The organism is Streptomyces luomodiensis, assembly GCF_031679605.1.
GTDB lineage: Bacteria > Actinomycetota > Actinomycetes > Streptomycetales > Streptomycetaceae > Streptomyces > Streptomyces luomodiensis.
This window is the reverse complement of sequence record NZ_CP117522.1, coordinates 526966-542367: the sequence shown is the minus strand read 5'-3', so window position 1 is coordinate 542367 and position 15402 is coordinate 526966. Positions and strand designations below refer to the sequence as shown.

17 protein-coding genes are annotated in these 15402 nt (G+C 71.3%); 11 read left to right on the top strand and 6 right to left on the bottom strand.

The annotated features are described in order from the left end of the window. Positions 1 to 16 precede the first annotated feature (16 nt). On the bottom strand, positions 17 to 1579 hold the full coding sequence (crtI, locus tag PS467_RS02370; RefSeq protein ID WP_311033738.1) for a phytoene desaturase family protein: 1563 nt from the start codon (positions 1577 to 1579) through the stop codon (positions 17 to 19). A gap of 283 nt (positions 1580 to 1862) precedes the next feature. On the opposite strand from crtI, the gene PS467_RS02365 reads away from it, so the two are divergent. Both PS467_RS02365 and PS467_RS02360 read left to right on the top strand, forming a co-directional pair. Beyond that, entirely contained in the window at positions 1863 to 2150 is a 288-nt protein-coding gene (locus PS467_RS02365; protein WP_311033737.1) for a YiaA/YiaB family inner membrane protein, read from the top strand. A gap of 130 nt (positions 2151 to 2280) precedes the next feature. Next, on the top strand, positions 2281 to 2751 hold the full coding sequence (locus PS467_RS02360; RefSeq protein ID WP_311033736.1) for a molybdopterin-dependent oxidoreductase: 471 nt from the start codon (positions 2281 to 2283) through the stop codon (positions 2749 to 2751). Between the two features lie 28 nt (positions 2752 to 2779). On the opposite strand, the gene PS467_RS02355 is transcribed toward PS467_RS02360, so the two are convergent. Beyond that, on the bottom strand, positions 2780 to 3691 hold the full coding sequence (locus tag PS467_RS02355; protein WP_311033735.1) for a VOC family protein: 912 nt from the start codon (positions 3689 to 3691) through the stop codon (positions 2780 to 2782). A gap of 263 nt (positions 3692 to 3954) precedes the next feature. On the opposite strand from PS467_RS02355, the gene PS467_RS02350 reads away from it, so the two are divergent. The 8 genes from PS467_RS02350 to PS467_RS02315 all read left to right on the top strand — a co-directional run bounded on the left by PS467_RS02350 (position 3955) and on the right by PS467_RS02315 (position 10774). Continuing rightward, a complete protein-coding gene (locus PS467_RS02350) occupies positions 3955 to 5382 on the top strand; it encodes an RraA family protein (RefSeq protein WP_311033734.1) in 1428 nt (475 codons plus the stop codon). Beyond that, complete coding sequence (locus PS467_RS02345; protein WP_311033733.1) at positions 5379 to 6716, top strand: TRAP transporter large permease subunit; 1338 nt, start codon at positions 5379 to 5381, stop codon at positions 6714 to 6716. Before PS467_RS02350 ends, PS467_RS02345 begins: the two co-directional genes overlap by 4 nt. Before the next feature lie 16 nt (positions 6717 to 6732). After that, positions 6733 to 7023 (top strand): hypothetical protein, encoded by a 291-nt coding sequence (locus PS467_RS02340; RefSeq protein WP_311033732.1) that lies wholly within the window; start codon positions 6733 to 6735, stop codon positions 7021 to 7023. A 106-nt stretch (positions 7024 to 7129) separates the two neighbouring features. Then, entirely contained in the window at positions 7130 to 7882 is a 753-nt protein-coding gene (locus PS467_RS02335; protein WP_311033731.1) for an IclR family transcriptional regulator, read from the top strand. A gap of 14 nt (positions 7883 to 7896) precedes the next feature. After that, on the top strand, positions 7897 to 8868 hold the full coding sequence (locus PS467_RS02330) for a cyclase family protein (protein ID WP_311033730.1): 972 nt from the start codon (positions 7897 to 7899) through the stop codon (positions 8866 to 8868). 198 nt (positions 8869 to 9066) lie between these two features. Continuing rightward, complete coding sequence (locus PS467_RS02325; RefSeq protein ID WP_311033729.1) at positions 9067 to 9759, top strand: alpha/beta fold hydrolase; 693 nt, start codon at positions 9067 to 9069, stop codon at positions 9757 to 9759. Positions 9760 to 9869: 110 nt separating this feature from the next. Beyond that, positions 9870 to 10010 carry a hypothetical protein gene (locus tag PS467_RS02320; RefSeq protein WP_311033728.1) on the top strand — a complete coding sequence of 47 codons (141 nt, stop codon included), beginning with the start codon at positions 9870 to 9872 and terminating at the stop codon, positions 10008 to 10010. A 5-nt stretch (positions 10011 to 10015) separates the two neighbouring features. Then, positions 10016 to 10774, top strand: coding sequence for an alpha/beta fold hydrolase (locus tag PS467_RS02315; protein WP_311033727.1), 759 nt, complete (start codon positions 10016 to 10018; stop codon positions 10772 to 10774). 93 nt (positions 10775 to 10867) lie between these two features. On the opposite strand, the gene PS467_RS02310 is transcribed toward PS467_RS02315, so the two are convergent. The 3 genes from PS467_RS02310 to PS467_RS02300 all read right to left on the bottom strand — a co-directional run bounded on the left by PS467_RS02310 (position 10868) and on the right by PS467_RS02300 (position 13477). Next, positions 10868 to 11848, bottom strand: a complete 981-nt coding sequence (locus PS467_RS02310; RefSeq protein WP_311033726.1) for an SDR family NAD(P)-dependent oxidoreductase — start codon at positions 11846 to 11848, stop codon at positions 10868 to 10870. 82 nt (positions 11849 to 11930) lie between these two features. Then, entirely contained in the window at positions 11931 to 12578 is a 648-nt protein-coding gene (locus tag PS467_RS02305) for an NADPH-dependent F420 reductase (protein WP_311033725.1), read from the bottom strand. A 74-nt stretch (positions 12579 to 12652) separates the two neighbouring features. Further along, positions 12653 to 13477 carry an inositol monophosphatase family protein gene (locus PS467_RS02300; protein ID WP_311033724.1) on the bottom strand — a complete coding sequence of 275 codons (825 nt, stop codon included), beginning with the start codon at positions 13475 to 13477 and terminating at the stop codon, positions 12653 to 12655. Positions 13478 to 13685: 208 nt separating this feature from the next. Here PS467_RS02300 and PS467_RS02295 point away from each other — a divergent pair, with 208 nt between their 5' ends. Continuing rightward, positions 13686 to 14618: an aminoglycoside phosphotransferase family protein gene (locus PS467_RS02295; RefSeq protein ID WP_311033723.1), complete on the top strand. Its 933-nt coding sequence runs from the start codon at positions 13686 to 13688 to the stop codon at positions 14616 to 14618. Between the two features lie 54 nt (positions 14619 to 14672). Here PS467_RS02295 and PS467_RS02290 read toward each other — a convergent pair whose 3' ends face one another. Then, positions 14673 to 15299 carry a TetR/AcrR family transcriptional regulator gene (locus PS467_RS02290; RefSeq protein WP_268969720.1) on the bottom strand — a complete coding sequence of 209 codons (627 nt, stop codon included), beginning with the start codon at positions 15297 to 15299 and terminating at the stop codon, positions 14673 to 14675. Between the last annotated feature and the right edge of the window lie 103 nt (positions 15300 to 15402).

The window sequence follows — 15402 nt, the reverse complement described above, 5'->3', positions numbered from 1 at the left end:
CGGACCGGATACCGGGTCATGGGACGGCGCCCTCGGGGGAGCGCGGCCGGGCGGGAGCGGTGGTGGGGCCGGCCGACGCGAACAGCGGTGACGGGCGGTGGACACCGGTGATCCGGGCCGCGGCCAGCTTGCCGGAGATCAGGACGGTGGGGACGCCGACCCCGGGGGTGGTGCCGCAGCCGGCGAGTACGGCGTTGTCCAGACCGCGCACCAGGTTGCGGGGGCGGAAGGGGCCGGTCTGGGCGAAGGTGTGCGCGGCGGAGAAGGGGGTGCCGGCCGCGTGCCGGTGGCGTGCCCAGTCGGCGGGCGTCACCAGGCACTCTTCCTCGATGGCGGTGCCGAGGCCGGTCAGGCCCCGGCGTTCGAGTTCGGCGATCAGCCGGTCGCGGTAGCGCGGTCCCAGGTCCGCCCACTGGCGGGTGCCGGGGCCGGTGTCAGTGTTGGGGCATGGCGCGAGGACGTAATGCAGATGCCGTCCCGGAGGGGCCAGGGAGGGATCGTGCGTGGTGGGCCGGGTGATCAGCAGCGAGGGGTCGCTCATGACCGTGCCATCGCGGATGATCTCCCGGAAGGTGTTCCGCCAGGCGGCACCGAAGGAGATCGTGTGATGGGCCAGCCGGCTCCAGGTGCGGTCGGTGCCCAGGTGCAGGACCACGGCGGACGGCGCGTGCCGCAGGGGGAGGGCGCGCCGCGGGGTGCGCCCGAGGAGCCGGTGCACGACCGGCAGGTCGGGGGTGAGGACGACGGCGTCACAGCCGATGCGCTCACCGTCCGCGGTGTGCACGGCGGTGATCCGGTCCAGGGACCGTTCCAGCCGGGTCACCGTGGTGTGCCAGCGGAAGTCGGCGCCCGCCTCGGCGGCGGAGTCGGCCATGGCCCGGGGCAGGGCGTGCATACCGCCGCTCGGGAAGTACACCCCGGCGACGGTGTCCATGTAGGCGATCACGGCATAGGCGGCCAGCGCCCTGGCGGGCGGCAGCCCGGCGTACAGGGCTTGGAAGGAGAACACCCGGCGCAGCCGTTCGTCCGTCAGGAACCGGCCGATCCGCCTGTCGAGCCGTCCGAAGCCGCCCAGGGCCGCCAGCCGGGCGAGGTCGGGGTGCAGCAGCTGGAACGGCGAGTCGAAGTTGGTGTCGATGAAGCGCCGCATCTGGGCGGTGTAGAGGTCGGTCAGCCACGTCCGCAGCCGCCGGTAGCCGAGGGCCTCCCGCGCCCCGGCGAAACGGTGGATCTCGGACTCCATCGCCTCGGCCGCGGTGTGGACATCGAGCCGGCTGCCGTCGGCGAACTCCGCGCGATAGGCGGGGTGCAGGGCGTTCAGCTCCAGCCGTGCCGCGAGGGAGTCCCCGACGGCGGCCAGGGCCTCGTCGGCGAGGTGAGGCATGGTCAGCACGGTGGGTCCGGTGTCCATGCGGTACCCGCCGCGCTCCAGGAGTCCGGCCCGGCCGCCGGGGACCGCGGCGCGCTCCACGACGGTGACCCGGCGTCCGGCACCGAGCAGATGCAGGGCGGCGGCGAGTCCGGACAGCCCGGCGCCGATGACCACCACATGGTCGGTGGCGCCCTTGACGGTTTTCACCGGGGCATTCCTTTCTCGGCTTCCTCGGCGGAGCCGCGCGGTCCCGTCGTCGTGTTACGGGAACGAGGTGCCCCTTCGCCCGCCCCTCGGACACCGGTCGTGGACACAGGTGACTCGTAAGGGGGAGGGAAGCTGTACCGGACGGCCCAGCGAAGCGCTGGGAGGCCGGCCCGCCACCCGTCCGGGCTCCGGTCCGGAGGCGATCACGTTACGCCTGTTCTGAGTACGTAACTGAGTATCCGGACGGATGTGCGGCCGATCGGGCCCGCACACTCTTGTCCGCATGAGTGAGACACCGGTCAAGCAGCAGAGTACGGCCGCGTTCTACGGTCAGGCGGTCGCCTCCTTCGCCGTCGCCATGGTGGCCACCGCCATCGGCATCTTCCGGCTGAACGCCGACGCCTGGGTGCGCGGCTTCCTGGCCATCGCCGTGCTCTACCTGGTGACTTCCGCCTTCACCCTGGCCAAGGTGATCCGGGACCGGCAGGAGGCCGGACAGATCGTCAGCCGGGTCGATCAGGCGCGGGTGGAGAAACTGCTCGCCGAGCACGACCCCTTCCAGAAGCTGTGAGCACTTCGCGCGGATGCGAGCGTGACAGGCGAAAAAGCCTCGCATATCCGAGCTGAGGTCCGGGATCTCTTGGCATGTGCGTTTCCCCGGGCGAGAAGTGCGGGTACGGTCATCGGGGAGGTGGAAGCCCGTGAGCCCGACTTCTGCGATCGCGCCGCCCGCCCGCTTCACCGTGAGCGGCGATGTCCTCCGCCCCGCCTGCCTGGCCGTGGCTGATCTGTGCGCCCTGCCCCTGCGGCGGGCACAGGTCAGCTTCGAGTGCGCGACCAGCGGTGTGCGGCACCACCGGTTCGAGGGACCGCTCCTCTATGACGTGCTGCATACGGCGGGGCCCTCCTTCGATCCCGCACGACGCAAGGACAGACTGCGTTTCCTCATCGCCGTAACCGGCGGCGACGGCCATCACACGGTGCTGAGTTGGGCCGAGATCGACCCCGACTTCGGGAACGCCCCGGTGTTGCTGGCGACCCGTATCGACGACACGCCGCTCGATCCGCACGGCCCGCAGCTCGTGGTCCCGCAGGACCGTTGCGGTGCCCGGCACATCAGCGGGGTGACCTCGCTACGGGTCGACGGCCGGTACGTCTCGCCGGGCTCGTAGCGCGGGCCCGGCGTCCTCGACGTCGCCCTCAGGTGGGCTGCTCCTCGTGGTTGACGATGAAGTCGGCGGGCATCCGCGGGCTCCACACCGCCGGCGGGCAGTCCCAGTCGTTCGCCTGCCAGTTCTCGGTGATGCGGTCCATGTCGCTGGAGTACTCGATCCAGCTGCCCCATGGGTCCTTGATGTAGTGGAAGAAGTTCGACCCCAAGGTGTGCCGGCCCAGCCCCCAGCCGTCGGCGTGACCGGCCTCGGCCATGCTCCGGGCGCCCATGGCGATCTGATCGATGTCCGCCACCTCCCAGCTGGAGTGGTGCAGGCCGGGATGGGTGCCGGGGACGAAGCCGAAGACATGGTGGTCGCCGGGGCCGGAGTTCATGAAGGTGGCCATGGAGCGGACGCGGTCGGAGGTACGCAGGCCGAGGACATGGCCGTAGAACCGCTCGGAAGCGGCCAGATCGGTGCTGAAGATCAGCATGTGGCCGAGCCGCCGTGGGCGTGGCTTCTCCTCGGCGGTGAGCCAGCGGGCCTGGTCGACGCGCCGGACCCGGTCGCCGAAGTTGACCTCCTGCGCATCCGTCGTGCCGAAGTCGCGCCAGGGGGCCGGCTCGTCCTCCCGCAGGTTCACGAGATTGCCTTCGTGGTCGCGTAGCCACAGGCCGCCTTCCAGCTCCTTCGGGGCATCCACGAGTGGCACTCCCAGCCCCTCCAGATGACGCTGCCATTCCTGGAGTGAATGCGGCTCCACGGCGAAGGCGATGTGGTGCAGGCGCTTGACCGGACCCTCGGTCAGCACCGTCTGGTCCAGGTCACGGCCTTCGCAGCGCACCACGACCGTGTTGCCGCGCTCCGAGGTCTCCAGCCCGAAGGCGGCGTAGAAGCTCTCGCCGACGTCCAGTGACGGAACCTCAATGCCGTAGTGCAGTAAGCCCTTGACTCGCATGTGCCCTCCTCAGGCGGGTGCCGCTGCTGGTGTGGTGCTGCCTTGTTGTGATGATGCCCTGGTTGCGGTGAACAGCGTGATGGCGCCCGCGTGCCTGACCGGCCACCGTCGGCGGCGACCGGGCCGAAGGGCCCGGCAGCCCCCTGCTCCCTGGCCGATTTTGATCGATCATTCGTCAGCTCTTGACGTCCGCGTAACGGCAGAGCAACATCCTCACGCACTCAATGAGAGAAGCTATCACTGTATGAGAAAGCGTAGGTGTGATGAAGGTCGGAATTCTGGGCCTGGGCGAGGCCGGGGCCCTGTATGCGACGGGTTTTTCGGAACACGGCTGGCAGGTGGCCGGCTTCGATCCGGGCGATGTGCCCACCCCGGCGGGTGTCGCGCGGGCGGCCTCGCCGGCTGACGCCGTTCAGGGCTGTGACCTGGTGCTCAGCCTGACCGGTGCGAAGGCGGCGCTGGCCGTGGCGGAGGAGGCCGCTCCGTACCTGCCGGACGCGACCGTCTATGCGGACATGAACGCCGGGGCGCCGGAGCTGAAGAGGAAGATCGCTGATGTGATCGCCGCATCCTCCCGGGCGCTGTTTTCGGACGTGTCGGTGATCGGCTCGGTGCCGAAGTACCGCCACCGGACCGCTCTGCTGGCCAGTGGCCCCGGAGCCCCGGCGGTCGTCGGCCACTTCGGTGCCCTCCAGGCACCGGTGGAGGACCTGGGCGCCGAACCCGGGGCCGCCTCGGCGCGCAAGCTGCTGCGCAGCCTGTTCATGAAGGGGGTGGCCGCGGTCATCGTGGAGGCTGTCGACGCGGGGCGGGCGGCCGGCGACGAACGGTGGGTCCGCGGGCAGATCGCGGCGGAGCTCACCGGCGGCGAGGCCACACTGGAGCGCCTGTACCGGGGAACGTACAAGCACGCCGACCGCCGGGCGCGCGAGGTGGCGGCGGCCGCGGACCTCCTGCGGGAACTCGGCCTCGACCCCGGGCTGGCCCGCGCCGTCAGCCGGCTGCACACGCTCACCGGCCGCCCCGAGGGGCTGCGGGACACCACCCGGCTGACGCCTGCGGTGCTGGCGGCCTACCAGGGGCTGCCGACGGCGAACATCGGCGATGCCACCGAGCGGCTGGGGCTGCTGGACTCCGGTATCAGCGCCCTGTGGCCCGGTGCGCGCGCCGTTGGCCGCGCTGTGACGGTGTGGACCCGGGCGGGGGACAACCAGGCGATTCACCAGGCCGTAAAGATCGCCGAACCGGGTGACATCATTGTGGTCAATGGGGAGGGCGACGTATCCCGCGCGCTGATCGGAGAGCTGATCGCGGAGCGCGCCCGAGCCAGAGGCGTGGTGGGCATGGTGCTGGACGGAGCCGCTCGCGATGTCGAGGTCCTGGCCGAGATGGGCTTCCCCGTGTGGGCGCGGGCGGTGACCCCGGCCGGCCCCTACAAGTTCGGGCCCGGCCGCGTCGGGGTGCCGGTCGCCGTGGGCGGGGTGGTCTGCCAACCGGGAGACCTGGTGGTGGGAGACGGCGACGGCGTCGCGGTCGTCCCGGCCGACCGCGCCGCGTCCGTCCTGGCCGCCGCGCGCGAGGTGGAGGCCGAGGAAGCGCGTCGGCGCGCCGGCATCCGCGCCGCGGCCACCGCCACCGCCACTGCCACCACCCTCGCCACTGCCACCGCCACGCCAGGAGACGCGTCGTGATCGCCGTATGGGCCCTGGCCTGCTATGTGATGGCCATCATCGTGTGGAACGCCGTCCTCAAGCGCAACATCGGCGAGGCGCTGCTCGTCGGATTCCTGGTCACCGGCCTGTTCGCCGGGCGCGACATCGGACACGTCATGTGGCACGGGCTCGTCGAGGCCATGCAGGAGGAAGTCACCTTCGCCGCCCTGGCCTTCGTGTTCATGAGCTATCTGCTCTCCCGCACACCGGTGCTGGACCAGCTGCTGGCGATCCTGAACTCCCTGCTGGGCCGGGTACGGGGCGGCCCCGTCTACACCTCCACCATCGCCGCGGGCATCTTCGGCGCCATCGCCCATGTCGGGGCGGCGGTGACCGCGGCCGTCGGATCCGTGACGATCCCCTGGATGAAACGCTCGAAGGTGAGTGGCGAGCTCGCGGCCACCGTCGCCGCCGGCGGCGCGGGCATGGGCGTGACCTTCCCCTTCAGCTCCACCATGTTCATCCTCATGGGCTCGGCCGGTGTGGCGTCCATGGCGACCACCGACGACATCGTGCTCCCCCTGTTCCTGGGCGGCCTGTGGTGTCTGGGCTATCGCATGCTGGCCGCCTTCGTCATGGTGCGCCGTCACAAGATCCAGTCCATGGACCGCGCCGACCTGCTGCCCCTGCGCACCAGCCTGAGCGCGGGCTGGACGAGTCTGTTCCTGTTCGCCGCGATCGTGGTGCCGCTGCTGCTGACGCGGGGCCCCTCGGGCGGCGCCCTCGGCGACTGGGTCGGCGCCAGGATGTCGGACGCCATCAGCCTGATCACCTGGATCCCCGTCCTGCTGATCGCCACGGTCCTGATCCTGGGCCGGCGTCACCTTCCGCGCTCGGGCCCCGAGTGGTGGCGGGTGCTGGGCCATGCGGCACCCCAGTTCGGAGTGATCGGCGTCACCATCGTCGCCGCCTTCTCCGCCTCCAACGTGCTGGGCGAACTCGGACTGCCGCAGCAGCTGACCGATCTGCTGGCCGGGGTGGACGCTCCCCTGTGGGCCATGGCGCTGATCGTGGGTGTCCTCGTGGTCGGCGTCGCCATCCCGCTCACCGCCAGCGCCACCATGGCGGCCATCGGCCCGGTGGCGGTCTCCTCCCTCGTCGGGGCCGGGGTGCCGCCGGCCACGGCCTGCGTCGCGGTCCTCATCTTCGCCTCGACCGAGGGCGCCTCGCCCCCGTCCGGTGCCCCCATCTACGTCGCCAGCGGCATCGCCGGCATCGACCCGGCCCGCACGTTCGTACCGCTGGCCGCGTACTACTGCGTTCCCATCCTGCTCATCGGCGCCGCGGTGGCCACCGGCGTCCTGCCCGTCTGAACGTCAAGGACCCACCATGGCTCACCGTCTGCTGCAACCGCTCTTCCGCCTCAGCGTCATCGTCTTCCTGCTCGGCGGCGTCATCATCGTCCTCGGCCAGGCCATCGGCATCCTGCTCGGCGACGCCCAGTGGGTGGCGGAGGTGGAAACCAGCGCCCAACCGCCCACCTGCGTCGTCGCGAGCATCTGCGGCATCCTCTCCTTCGCCCTCTCCTACCGGCGGGACACCGACCCACGGGAGAACGCCGACGCCGCCACCGACGACCGCTCGCCCGAGCGGGCCGCCGCGGTGACCCAGCCGGAATGAGACAGCCGCTCCCTGGGTGGATCGTGTGCGATCCACACTCCGCTCGCATGGTGATAAGTCTTATCGGGACCGCCGTGTGCCGAGCCGACCATCCAGGAGCCCTTCAATGGCCACCACCCCCTCCTCCGCCATGCGTTCCCTCGACCGGGCCTTCGATGTCCTGGGCGTCCTCGAGGACACCCGGCAGCCCCTGCGCCTGAGCGAGGTCGCCCGCCGCGCGGAACTGCACGTGGCCACCGCCCAGCGCATCCTCAACGTGCTCATCGAGCGCGGCTACGCCGCCAAGGAGGAGACCGGCTACGTCGCCGGCCCCGCCGCCGTCGCCACCGCCCACGCCTTCCTGGTCAACAACCGTCTCAGCCAGGTCGCCCTCCCCGTTCTCCAGGAACTGGCCGCCACCACCAGCCTGACGGCCAGCCTGTACGTACGCGTCGGACACTTCCGCGTGCTCATCGCACGCGTCCAGGGCCGCAACCCGCTGCGCTACCAGCTGCCCATCGGCGAGAAGCTCCCCCTGTACCTGGGCGCCGGGAAGGCCCTGGCCGCCTGGCTGCCCGACGCCGAGCTCCACTCGCTCATCGAACAGTCCGCGCCCTTCACCCGGGTCTCCGGCGAGCACGTCACCGCCGAGGACCTGGCCGCCGACCTCGACCAGGTCAGGAAGGCGGGCTACGCCCTGTCCCTGAGCGAACGCGCGGTGAACGTCACCGCCGTCAGCGCTCCCATCCGCCACGCCGAGGACGTCCTCGGCGCGCTCAGCATCGCCGGACCCAGCAGCGAACTCACCGAAACCGACCACACCCGCCTCATCGGCGAAGTGTGCCGGGCAGCCGACGCGATCGCCGCCCGCTGCCCCTGACAGGAGCCACCCACGTGTCACTGCCCACCCATCGACAGCTCACCGAACGCACCGACGCTCCCCCCGGATCCAGCTGGCACCTCTTCACCGACCACCCCGAACGCGGCATGGCCAACTTCGCCGGCCCCCAGCAGATCCGCCGCGCGGCCGCCACCGTCGTCGAGGGGCACGCCTTCAACCTGGACTACCCGCTCGACGCCTTCGACCCGCCCATGTCCAAGGCCCGCGGCATCCCCCACCACCGCATCACCGCCAAGCACGACCAGGCCCGCGACGACGTCCTGGACAACTTCCACCTCCAGGCGGGCACTCAGATCGACGGACTGCGCCACCGCCGCGCCTCCGGACACGGCTTCTACAACGGCGTACCCGACGACGAGATCGCCCCCCGCAGCCCCCGCCTGGGTGTCCAGCTGTGGGCCGAAGTGCCCCTCGTCGGCCGCGGTCTCCTCATCGACATCGACGGTCTGCTCCGCGACCGCGGCACACCTGTCCGCCATGCCGACGGCCCCGCCCTCACCACCGACCTCCTCGACGACGCCCTGAAGGAACAGGGCTGTGGCGTCGAACCCGGAGATCTCGTCCTCGTCCACACCGGCTGGGCGGCCTGGTACCTCACCACGACCCCCGAGGAACGCGCCGAGGTCCGCGCACAGCGGCGTGCCACCGGCTTCGCCCAGAGCCGTGCCTTCGCCGCCTGGTGCTGGGACCACCGCATCGCCCTGATGGCCACCGACACCTTCGCCGTCGAGGTCCTCCCCGTGCTGGACACCAGCGACTTCCGCCGCAGCGCGCCCGAGGACGACGGGATGATGCACCAGGAGCTGATCGCCAAACTGGGCCTGCCGCTCGGCGAACTGTGGAACCTCACCGCCCTCGCCCTGGACTGCCGTACCACCGGCCGCTGGGACAGCCTCCTCACCGTCAAGCCCCTGAACCTGACCGGGGGAGTCGGCTCACCCGCGAACGCCACCGCCCTGCGGTAGCGCGCGGTGCCACCCGGCCGTGCGCGTCGGTTTCCGCCGCGATGACCCCGGCTCATGTCGAGAACCTCGCGGTTTCCTCCGCCGTGTCGGTGACGGTGCCGTGGTCCTGTCCCATGTCGGAGGAACCCGGCAGTCCGCCGCGGCCGGGAGGCGCCCGGCCGCGGCGGCCGTGACGGTCGTGACGAAGGGAAGCGGGACATGGGAAACGTGGTGCTGGTCCACGGCGCGTGGAGTGACGGCTCGATCTGGCAGGAGGTCATCGGCGACCTGCACGACAGCGGCCATCGGGCGCTGGCCGTCCAACTGCCGATGTCCTCGCTCGCGGACGACATCGCCTGGACCCGTCGGCACATCGACGCGCTGGACGGCCCGGTCACCGTGGTCGGCCACTCCTACGGCGGCACCGTCATCTCCGGCGCGGCGCTGGAGCATCCCCGGGTCGGCTCCCTGGTCTTCGTCGCCGGCTACGCGCCTGACGAAGGGGAGACCATCCCGATGCTGAGCGACAAGGGCGCCGAGATGCCCGGCCGCGCGGCCATCCGGTTCGGTCCGGACGGCTGGTCGACCGTGGACCCGGAGATGTTCGGCGACGCGCTCGCCCACGACCTGCCGCCCCGCCTCGCCCGGACCCTGGCCGCCGTGCAGAAGCCGACCCACGGGGCATGTCTGACGGCGCCGGCACTTCCGGGCGCCTGGCATGACCTGCCCTGCGGCTATGTGCTCTCCACCCAGGACCGGATTCTCGATCCGGGGCTGCAACGATGGTTCGCGCTGCGGGCCGGAGCGGTCGTCACCGAGCTTCCCAGCAGTCACCTCTCCCCACTGTCCCATCACGAGGCGGTGGCCACGGCCATCGCCTCGATGTTGCCCGACGAGCCGCTGACGGGGTGACGCAGCGGCCCTCGCGCCGGGTGGCCATAGGGCTCTCGGATCAGTCCCGAGAAGGCGCTTGATCCCCGACGCGGTCGACACGGGTCGCCGGGGGCGGGCAAGCTGGAGACATGGTTGCTCTGGTGCACTGCCGGGACCGGCAGGCGTTCGTGGACATGATCGGGGACTCCGGGTACCGCGTGGCGGTTCCCCTGCGCGGTGAGCCGCTGGTGGCGGCGGTACGGCGGCCGACCTCGCCGATCGGGAGGTGAGCGCGGTGCCGAAGGTCTTCGTGCATGGCAATCCGGAAACGGCGGCGGTGTGGGGCCCGTTGCTCGCCGAGCTGGAACGCGCCGGTGCGGCACGCTCCGAGCTGATCTGCCTCTCGCCGTACGGATTCGGTGCACCTCTGCCGACCGGGTTCGGCGCGACGGTGGGTGAGTACCGGGACTGGCTGATCGGCGAGTTGGAGAAGGTGGGCGAACCCGTCGATCTGGTGGGCCACGACTGGGGCGGCGGACACGTCGTGAACGTCGCCATCGCCCGGCCGGATCTGCTGCGCAGCTGGGCGAGCGACGTCGTCGGAGCCTTCGACCGCGACTACGTCTGGCATGAACTCGCCCAGCGTTGGCAGACCCCTGGAGTGGGAGAGGCCGATGTCGCCGAACGGTTCGGCGCGGCCCTGGAAACGCGGGTCGTGGCACTCGTCGAACGCGGCGTGAACAGGCCGGTGGCCGAGCAGATCGCCGCGGCGCAGGACGAGACGATGGGCCGGGCCGTGCTCGCGCTCTACCGCTCCGCCGCACAGCCGATGATGTCCGAGCTCGGCCGGGACCTGGAACGTGCGTCCCAGCGGCCCGGCCTGGCGATCCTCGCCACCGAGGACCACATGGTCGGCACCGAGCGGCAACGCCGACGCGCGGCCCAGCGCGCGGGCGCCCGCGTCGAGACCCTGGACGGACTCGGGCACTGGTGGATGACCCAGGACCCCGCGCGTGGAGCCCGCGCCCTGACCGAGTTCTGGGCGCGGTGCTGAGGACCGGTCATGCAGCGCCGGAGGGCGGCCGGCCCCGGTCGGCCCCGTCCGGCGGTGCCGACGGGGCAGTGGACCGTCACTGCCCCCGCGTACTCAGGCAGTGAGCAGCTGCTCGCTCAGCTCCCAGAGCCGCTGGGCGGATCGCGGGTCGATGGAGTGCGACGCCACCTCGGACGGGATGTCCTCCGCGGTGACGGGCCTGGGCTCGTCATCGAGCGGCGAGATGTCGTTGTCCTTCAGATAGACACCGCCGATCTCGGCGAGCAGCGGGCTGGTCGCGGCGAACACGATGGTGCCGGCGCCTTGCCGCGGGGTCTTCTTCCCCCGTTCGGGGTCGATGATCGGCTGACCGGACTCGTCGATCAGCCCCTCGGCCCGCAGAGCCTCCTGGCCCGCCGCGCTGTTCAGGCTCGTGCCGACCACCACCCCCGGGTGTACGGCGTAGCCGCGGATCCCGTCCTCGGCCCACCGGCGGTCCAGCTCGACGGCGAAGAGCACATTGGCGGTCTTGGACTGCGCGTAGGCCATGGTGGGGTGGTAGCCGCCGGCGAAGTGCGGGTCGTCCCACCGGATGTCGGAGAACCGCTGGGCTCCGGAGGTCACGTTGACCACGCGGGCGCCGTGGGCGGCGCGCAGAGCGGGCAGCAGACCGAGCGTCAGCTGAAAGTGGCCCAGATGGTTGGTCGCGAACTGCGCCTCGTATCCGCGCGCGTCCCGCTCGAGTTTCTCGGGAGCCGGCAGGGCGGCGTTGTTGACCAGGATGTGGAGCGGACGGCCTGACTCCAGCCAGCGCTCGGCGAAGGCGTCGACCGACGCCGGGTCGAGCAGGTCCAGCCGGCTGACCTCGACGCCCTCGATCCCGGCCAGCGCCGTCCTGGCACGGTCCGGGTTGCGCGAGCCCACGGTCACGGACGCGCCGGCCGTGACCAGCGCACGGGTGACCTCGCGGCCGATACCGGCATGACCAGCGGTGACGATGACGTTCTGGCCGGCCAGGTCGATGCCGGCGAGGACCTCGTCGGCCGTCGACGCGGCGGTGAATCCCGATCCGATGGGGTGCTGCTGGTGTGTCATACGACCCGTCCTCTCCTCATGGCCAACAAAGCGGAACGCCGTTCCGATTAGAGAATACGGAACGGCGCTCCACTTTGTAAACTCAGCGGGCGAGGGAGACGGCGAACGGCTGGAATCCGCGGCGGCGCAGAACGTGGGGGACGAGCAGCATCAGTGCTTCGGTGGCGCGGGCGGTGGTGATGTCGCCGAGGTCCTCGATCCACTCGGGCCGCCAGCCCAGATCGGCAAGGAGGCCCGCGGTGACGGTCTTGGCGTCCGCGTCGTCGCCGGACAGGTAGACGGTGGGCGGGGTGGACAGGGACCCGGGGGCGGTCATGACCGGGAAGAGCATGGTGTTGAGCGTCTTGACGACCCGGGTGGCGGGCAGGGCCCGCTGGAGCCGCTCGGCGAGGCTGCCGCCGGGGTAGCAGAGGTCCGAGGGCAGTCCGTCGGGGCCGTGGTGGGTGGCGTTGGAGACGTCGATGAGGATCTTGCCCGCCAGTTCGGCCTCCAGGGCGGACAGGCGCTCCAGGGAGGTGTCGCCCGGGGTGGCGTTGAGCACGATGTCGGCGGTGGCGGCGGTGGTCCGCTGGTCGGTGTGGCGGAGCGGCCGGGCGGGGTCGGTGTCGTGGGCCGCGGTCTCCTCGGGAGGCTGCCGGTGGCCGAGGACGACCTCGTGGCCGGCGGCGGCGAGTGCGCGGGCCAGACCGCTGCCGACGCGGCCGGTGCCGAGGATGCCGATGCTGGTCATGGTGGTGTGCTCCTTACCGGGTGGTGGGTGGTGAGGTGGTGAGTGCTGGGTGACGAGCGATAGGTGACGGCTGGTCAGGCGATGGGGGACAGGGCCGCGACGGCCGCGGCGTGGATACCGGGGGCGGCGGCCAGGAAGTCGGGGCTGGCCGGGGTCCACGGGTTGCCGTGGGTGTCGGTGACGGCGCCGCCGGCCTCGGCGACCAGCAGAGCGCCGGCCATCAGCCCCGAGCGGACGTCGGAGAACTGCCAGAAGGCGTCCATGCGGCCGGCGGCGACGTGGATCAGCTGGAGGGTGGCGGGTACCGAGACGCGGACGACGAGGCCGTTGATGAGCATCTGCGTGACGGACGCGCCGATCCGGCGGAACGTGTGCGCGTCCTCCCCGGGCCGCGCCTGGCCGGTACCGGTCAGGGCCGCGCCCAGGTCGGTCTTGGCCGACACACGCAGCGGCGCGCCGTTGAGATGGGCGCCGCGCCCGGCCAGCGCGGTGTAGTCGTCGCCGGTCAGCGGGAGGTGAACGACGCTGAGGACCGGGCGATTGTCGCGGACGAGCGTGGCGGTCACGGCCCACTCCGGTGTGCCGTGGACGTGGTTGATGTTGCCCTCGGCCGGATCGACGATCCACCACTCGCCGGGCGGCAGCGCGCCGCCGGCCAGTTCGTCGTCGGCCCAGTTCGCGCCGGGCCGGGCCGCCAGCAGCGGCGCTTTGAGGATGTCGAGCACGGCGTCGTCGTTGGCGTGGATCTCCGTGACGATCTCGTCGGCACTGACGCCGCGGGCATGCGGGGTGTAGCGCTCCCGCAGCCGGTCGCCGGCGGCGTGGACGGCGGTGGTGACCTGGGCGAGCAGGGCGGCGTCGGCGTCGGCGTCGGCGCCGGTGTGGGTGACAGTGGACACGAGGGGTGCTCCTACAGGGCTTGGCCGGACAACGGGGTTCCGGTGAAAGGTGGACAAGGAGGGGCGTGGCGCGCGCTTCGCCGTCTGCGCATCGACGGTAGGCAGGGCCGTTGATTAACAGCAAGTGCATGCTTGTCACTGGTGGCTTTACCTGCGTGCAATGGGAATGCGCCCCGCTCACGCGGTGGCGGCCGAGTAAGGTGCCCGGGTGATCGTGGTACCGGAGGTGTTCGCGCGGAGCACCGTGGAGCGCGAAGGTGACCCGGGAGCGGCGTGGTTGGCCACGGTGCCCGGGATCGTGAAGGAGTTGCTGGAACGCTGGGGCTGTGCGGCGGACGGCGAGGTGATGTACGGCGGTGTCGGGGTCGTCGTCCCGGTGCGCGGGCGGGCCGAGGGGCCCGCTGTGCTGAAGGTGTCGTTTCCGCACCCAGGAAACGTGCATGAACCGGACGCCTTCGCGGCGTGGGCCGGACGCGGGGCCGTCCTGCTGTACGAGCGCGACGACGAGCGTTTCGCGATGCTGCTCGAGCGGGTCCGGACTGCGACCCTGGCCGAGGTCGAAGACGGCGATGAGGTGGTGACGATCGCCGGGCGGCTCAGCCGTCGCCTGGCCGTTCCCGCACCGCCCGGCCTGCCCCGGCTGCGTGAGCGGGCCGACGCCTGGGAGGAGGAACTGCGCGGGGATGCCGAGGAGTTGAGACACACCCTCCCGCGTCAGGTGGTGGACGCCGCCGTGGCGACCGCCCGCGAACTGGGCCGTGACCAGCCGGACACCCTCGTCCACGGCGATCTCCACGCGCGGAACATTCTGCGGGCCGACCGTGAGCCATGGCTGGCCGTCGATCCCAAGGGATACGTGGGGGACCCCGCCTACGACGCCGGCACGCTGCTCAAGTCACGTGCGCTGACGCTTCTGGGGGCGGACGACCTGCGCGCGTCAGTCCACCGCGTTCTGGACGTCTTCGCCGAGACCGCGGAACTCGATCGGACACGGGTGCGGCGCTGGGCCCAGTTCCATGCCGTTCAGGCGGCGTTCTGGGGGCGCCGTCATGGCTTCCGGATCGCCCGGGGCGGTCCGCGGCTGGACGGCCTCACGCAATTCGTGGACCACCTCGCGGTACTGCTCACGGAACGCGCCTGATGGGCCGTCAGGAGTGGCCCGGGAGTGGCCGTCCTCGGGCCACCGGCCGCACGGTCAGCCGGTGGTCGTCCGGGAGGCGCTGACGGGGGAGTGGTGCCGGTCCACGATGCCCTCGACGATCCGCATCAGCCGGTCCCCCGTCTGATCGATGCTTCCGTTCTGCGTGCTGACCTGCGCACCTTCGAGGACGAAGGTGATCTCGGCCGCCGCCTGCTCGGGGTCGGGCAGTCCGGCCTCGGCGCACATGCCGACCAGCCGGCGGGTCTGGCGGGCCTTGTGCTTCTCGATCACCTGCCGGGCGGGATGGGAGCGGTCGGGCAGCTCGGCGATGGAGTTGATGAACGGGCAGCCCCGATATGAGATCGCCGGCAAGCCCTCGGCGATGAAGCGGGCCATGCCCAGGATCTGCTCCCGGGGCCGACCGGGGTATTCGGCCTCGACCCGGTCGAACGCCTCCTGGTAGTCGGCGGCGACGATTCGCAGCCACTCCGCGACCAGGGCGTCCTTGGTTTCGAAGTGCCGGTAGATCGCCATTTTGGTGGTCTCGGCCTTCTCGGCGATCGCCTGGACGCCCACCCGCCGGATCCCCTCGCGCTGGAAGAGCTCTTCCGCCGCGTCCAGGATGCGCTCGCGAGGTGGCAGCTTCGCCACCCTGCCCGGCCTGCCGGCGGTCGTTGCCATGACTACTCCGTAGACGTCCGGTGGGTCTTGGGGTCCTCGTCTCTCTGCTACGGTACCAGCTCGTCCCATGCGATACCGCTGGGTATCATTCGGTACTCGCGGG

Excerpts from the sequence above, each read along its gene's own strand:
- PS467_RS02365 (WP_311033737.1), top strand. The coding sequence starts at position 1,863 with ATGAGTGAGACACCGGTCAAGCAGCAGAGTACGGCCGCGTTCTACGGT.
- PS467_RS02355 (WP_311033735.1), bottom strand. The coding sequence starts at position 3,691 with ATGCGAGTCAAGGGCTTACTGCACTACGGCATTGAGGTTCCGTCACTG.
- PS467_RS02350 (WP_311033734.1), top strand. The coding sequence starts at position 3,955 with ATGAAGGTCGGAATTCTGGGCCTGGGCGAGGCCGGGGCCCTGTATGCG.
- PS467_RS02340 (WP_311033732.1), top strand. The coding sequence starts at position 6,733 with ATGGCTCACCGTCTGCTGCAACCGCTCTTCCGCCTCAGCGTCATCGTC.
- PS467_RS02335 (WP_311033731.1), top strand. The coding sequence starts at position 7,130 with ATGGCCACCACCCCCTCCTCCGCCATGCGTTCCCTCGACCGGGCCTTC.
- PS467_RS02325 (WP_311033729.1), top strand. The coding sequence starts at position 9,067 with ATGGGAAACGTGGTGCTGGTCCACGGCGCGTGGAGTGACGGCTCGATC.
- PS467_RS02320 (WP_311033728.1), top strand. The coding sequence starts at position 9,870 with ATGGTTGCTCTGGTGCACTGCCGGGACCGGCAGGCGTTCGTGGACATG.
- PS467_RS02310 (WP_311033726.1), bottom strand. The coding sequence starts at position 11,848 with ATGACACACCAGCAGCACCCCATCGGATCGGGATTCACCGCCGCGTCG.
- PS467_RS02305 (WP_311033725.1), bottom strand. The coding sequence starts at position 12,578 with ATGACCAGCATCGGCATCCTCGGCACCGGCCGCGTCGGCAGCGGTCTG.
- PS467_RS02290 (WP_268969720.1), bottom strand. The coding sequence starts at position 15,299 with ATGGCAACGACCGCCGGCAGGCCGGGCAGGGTGGCGAAGCTGCCACCT.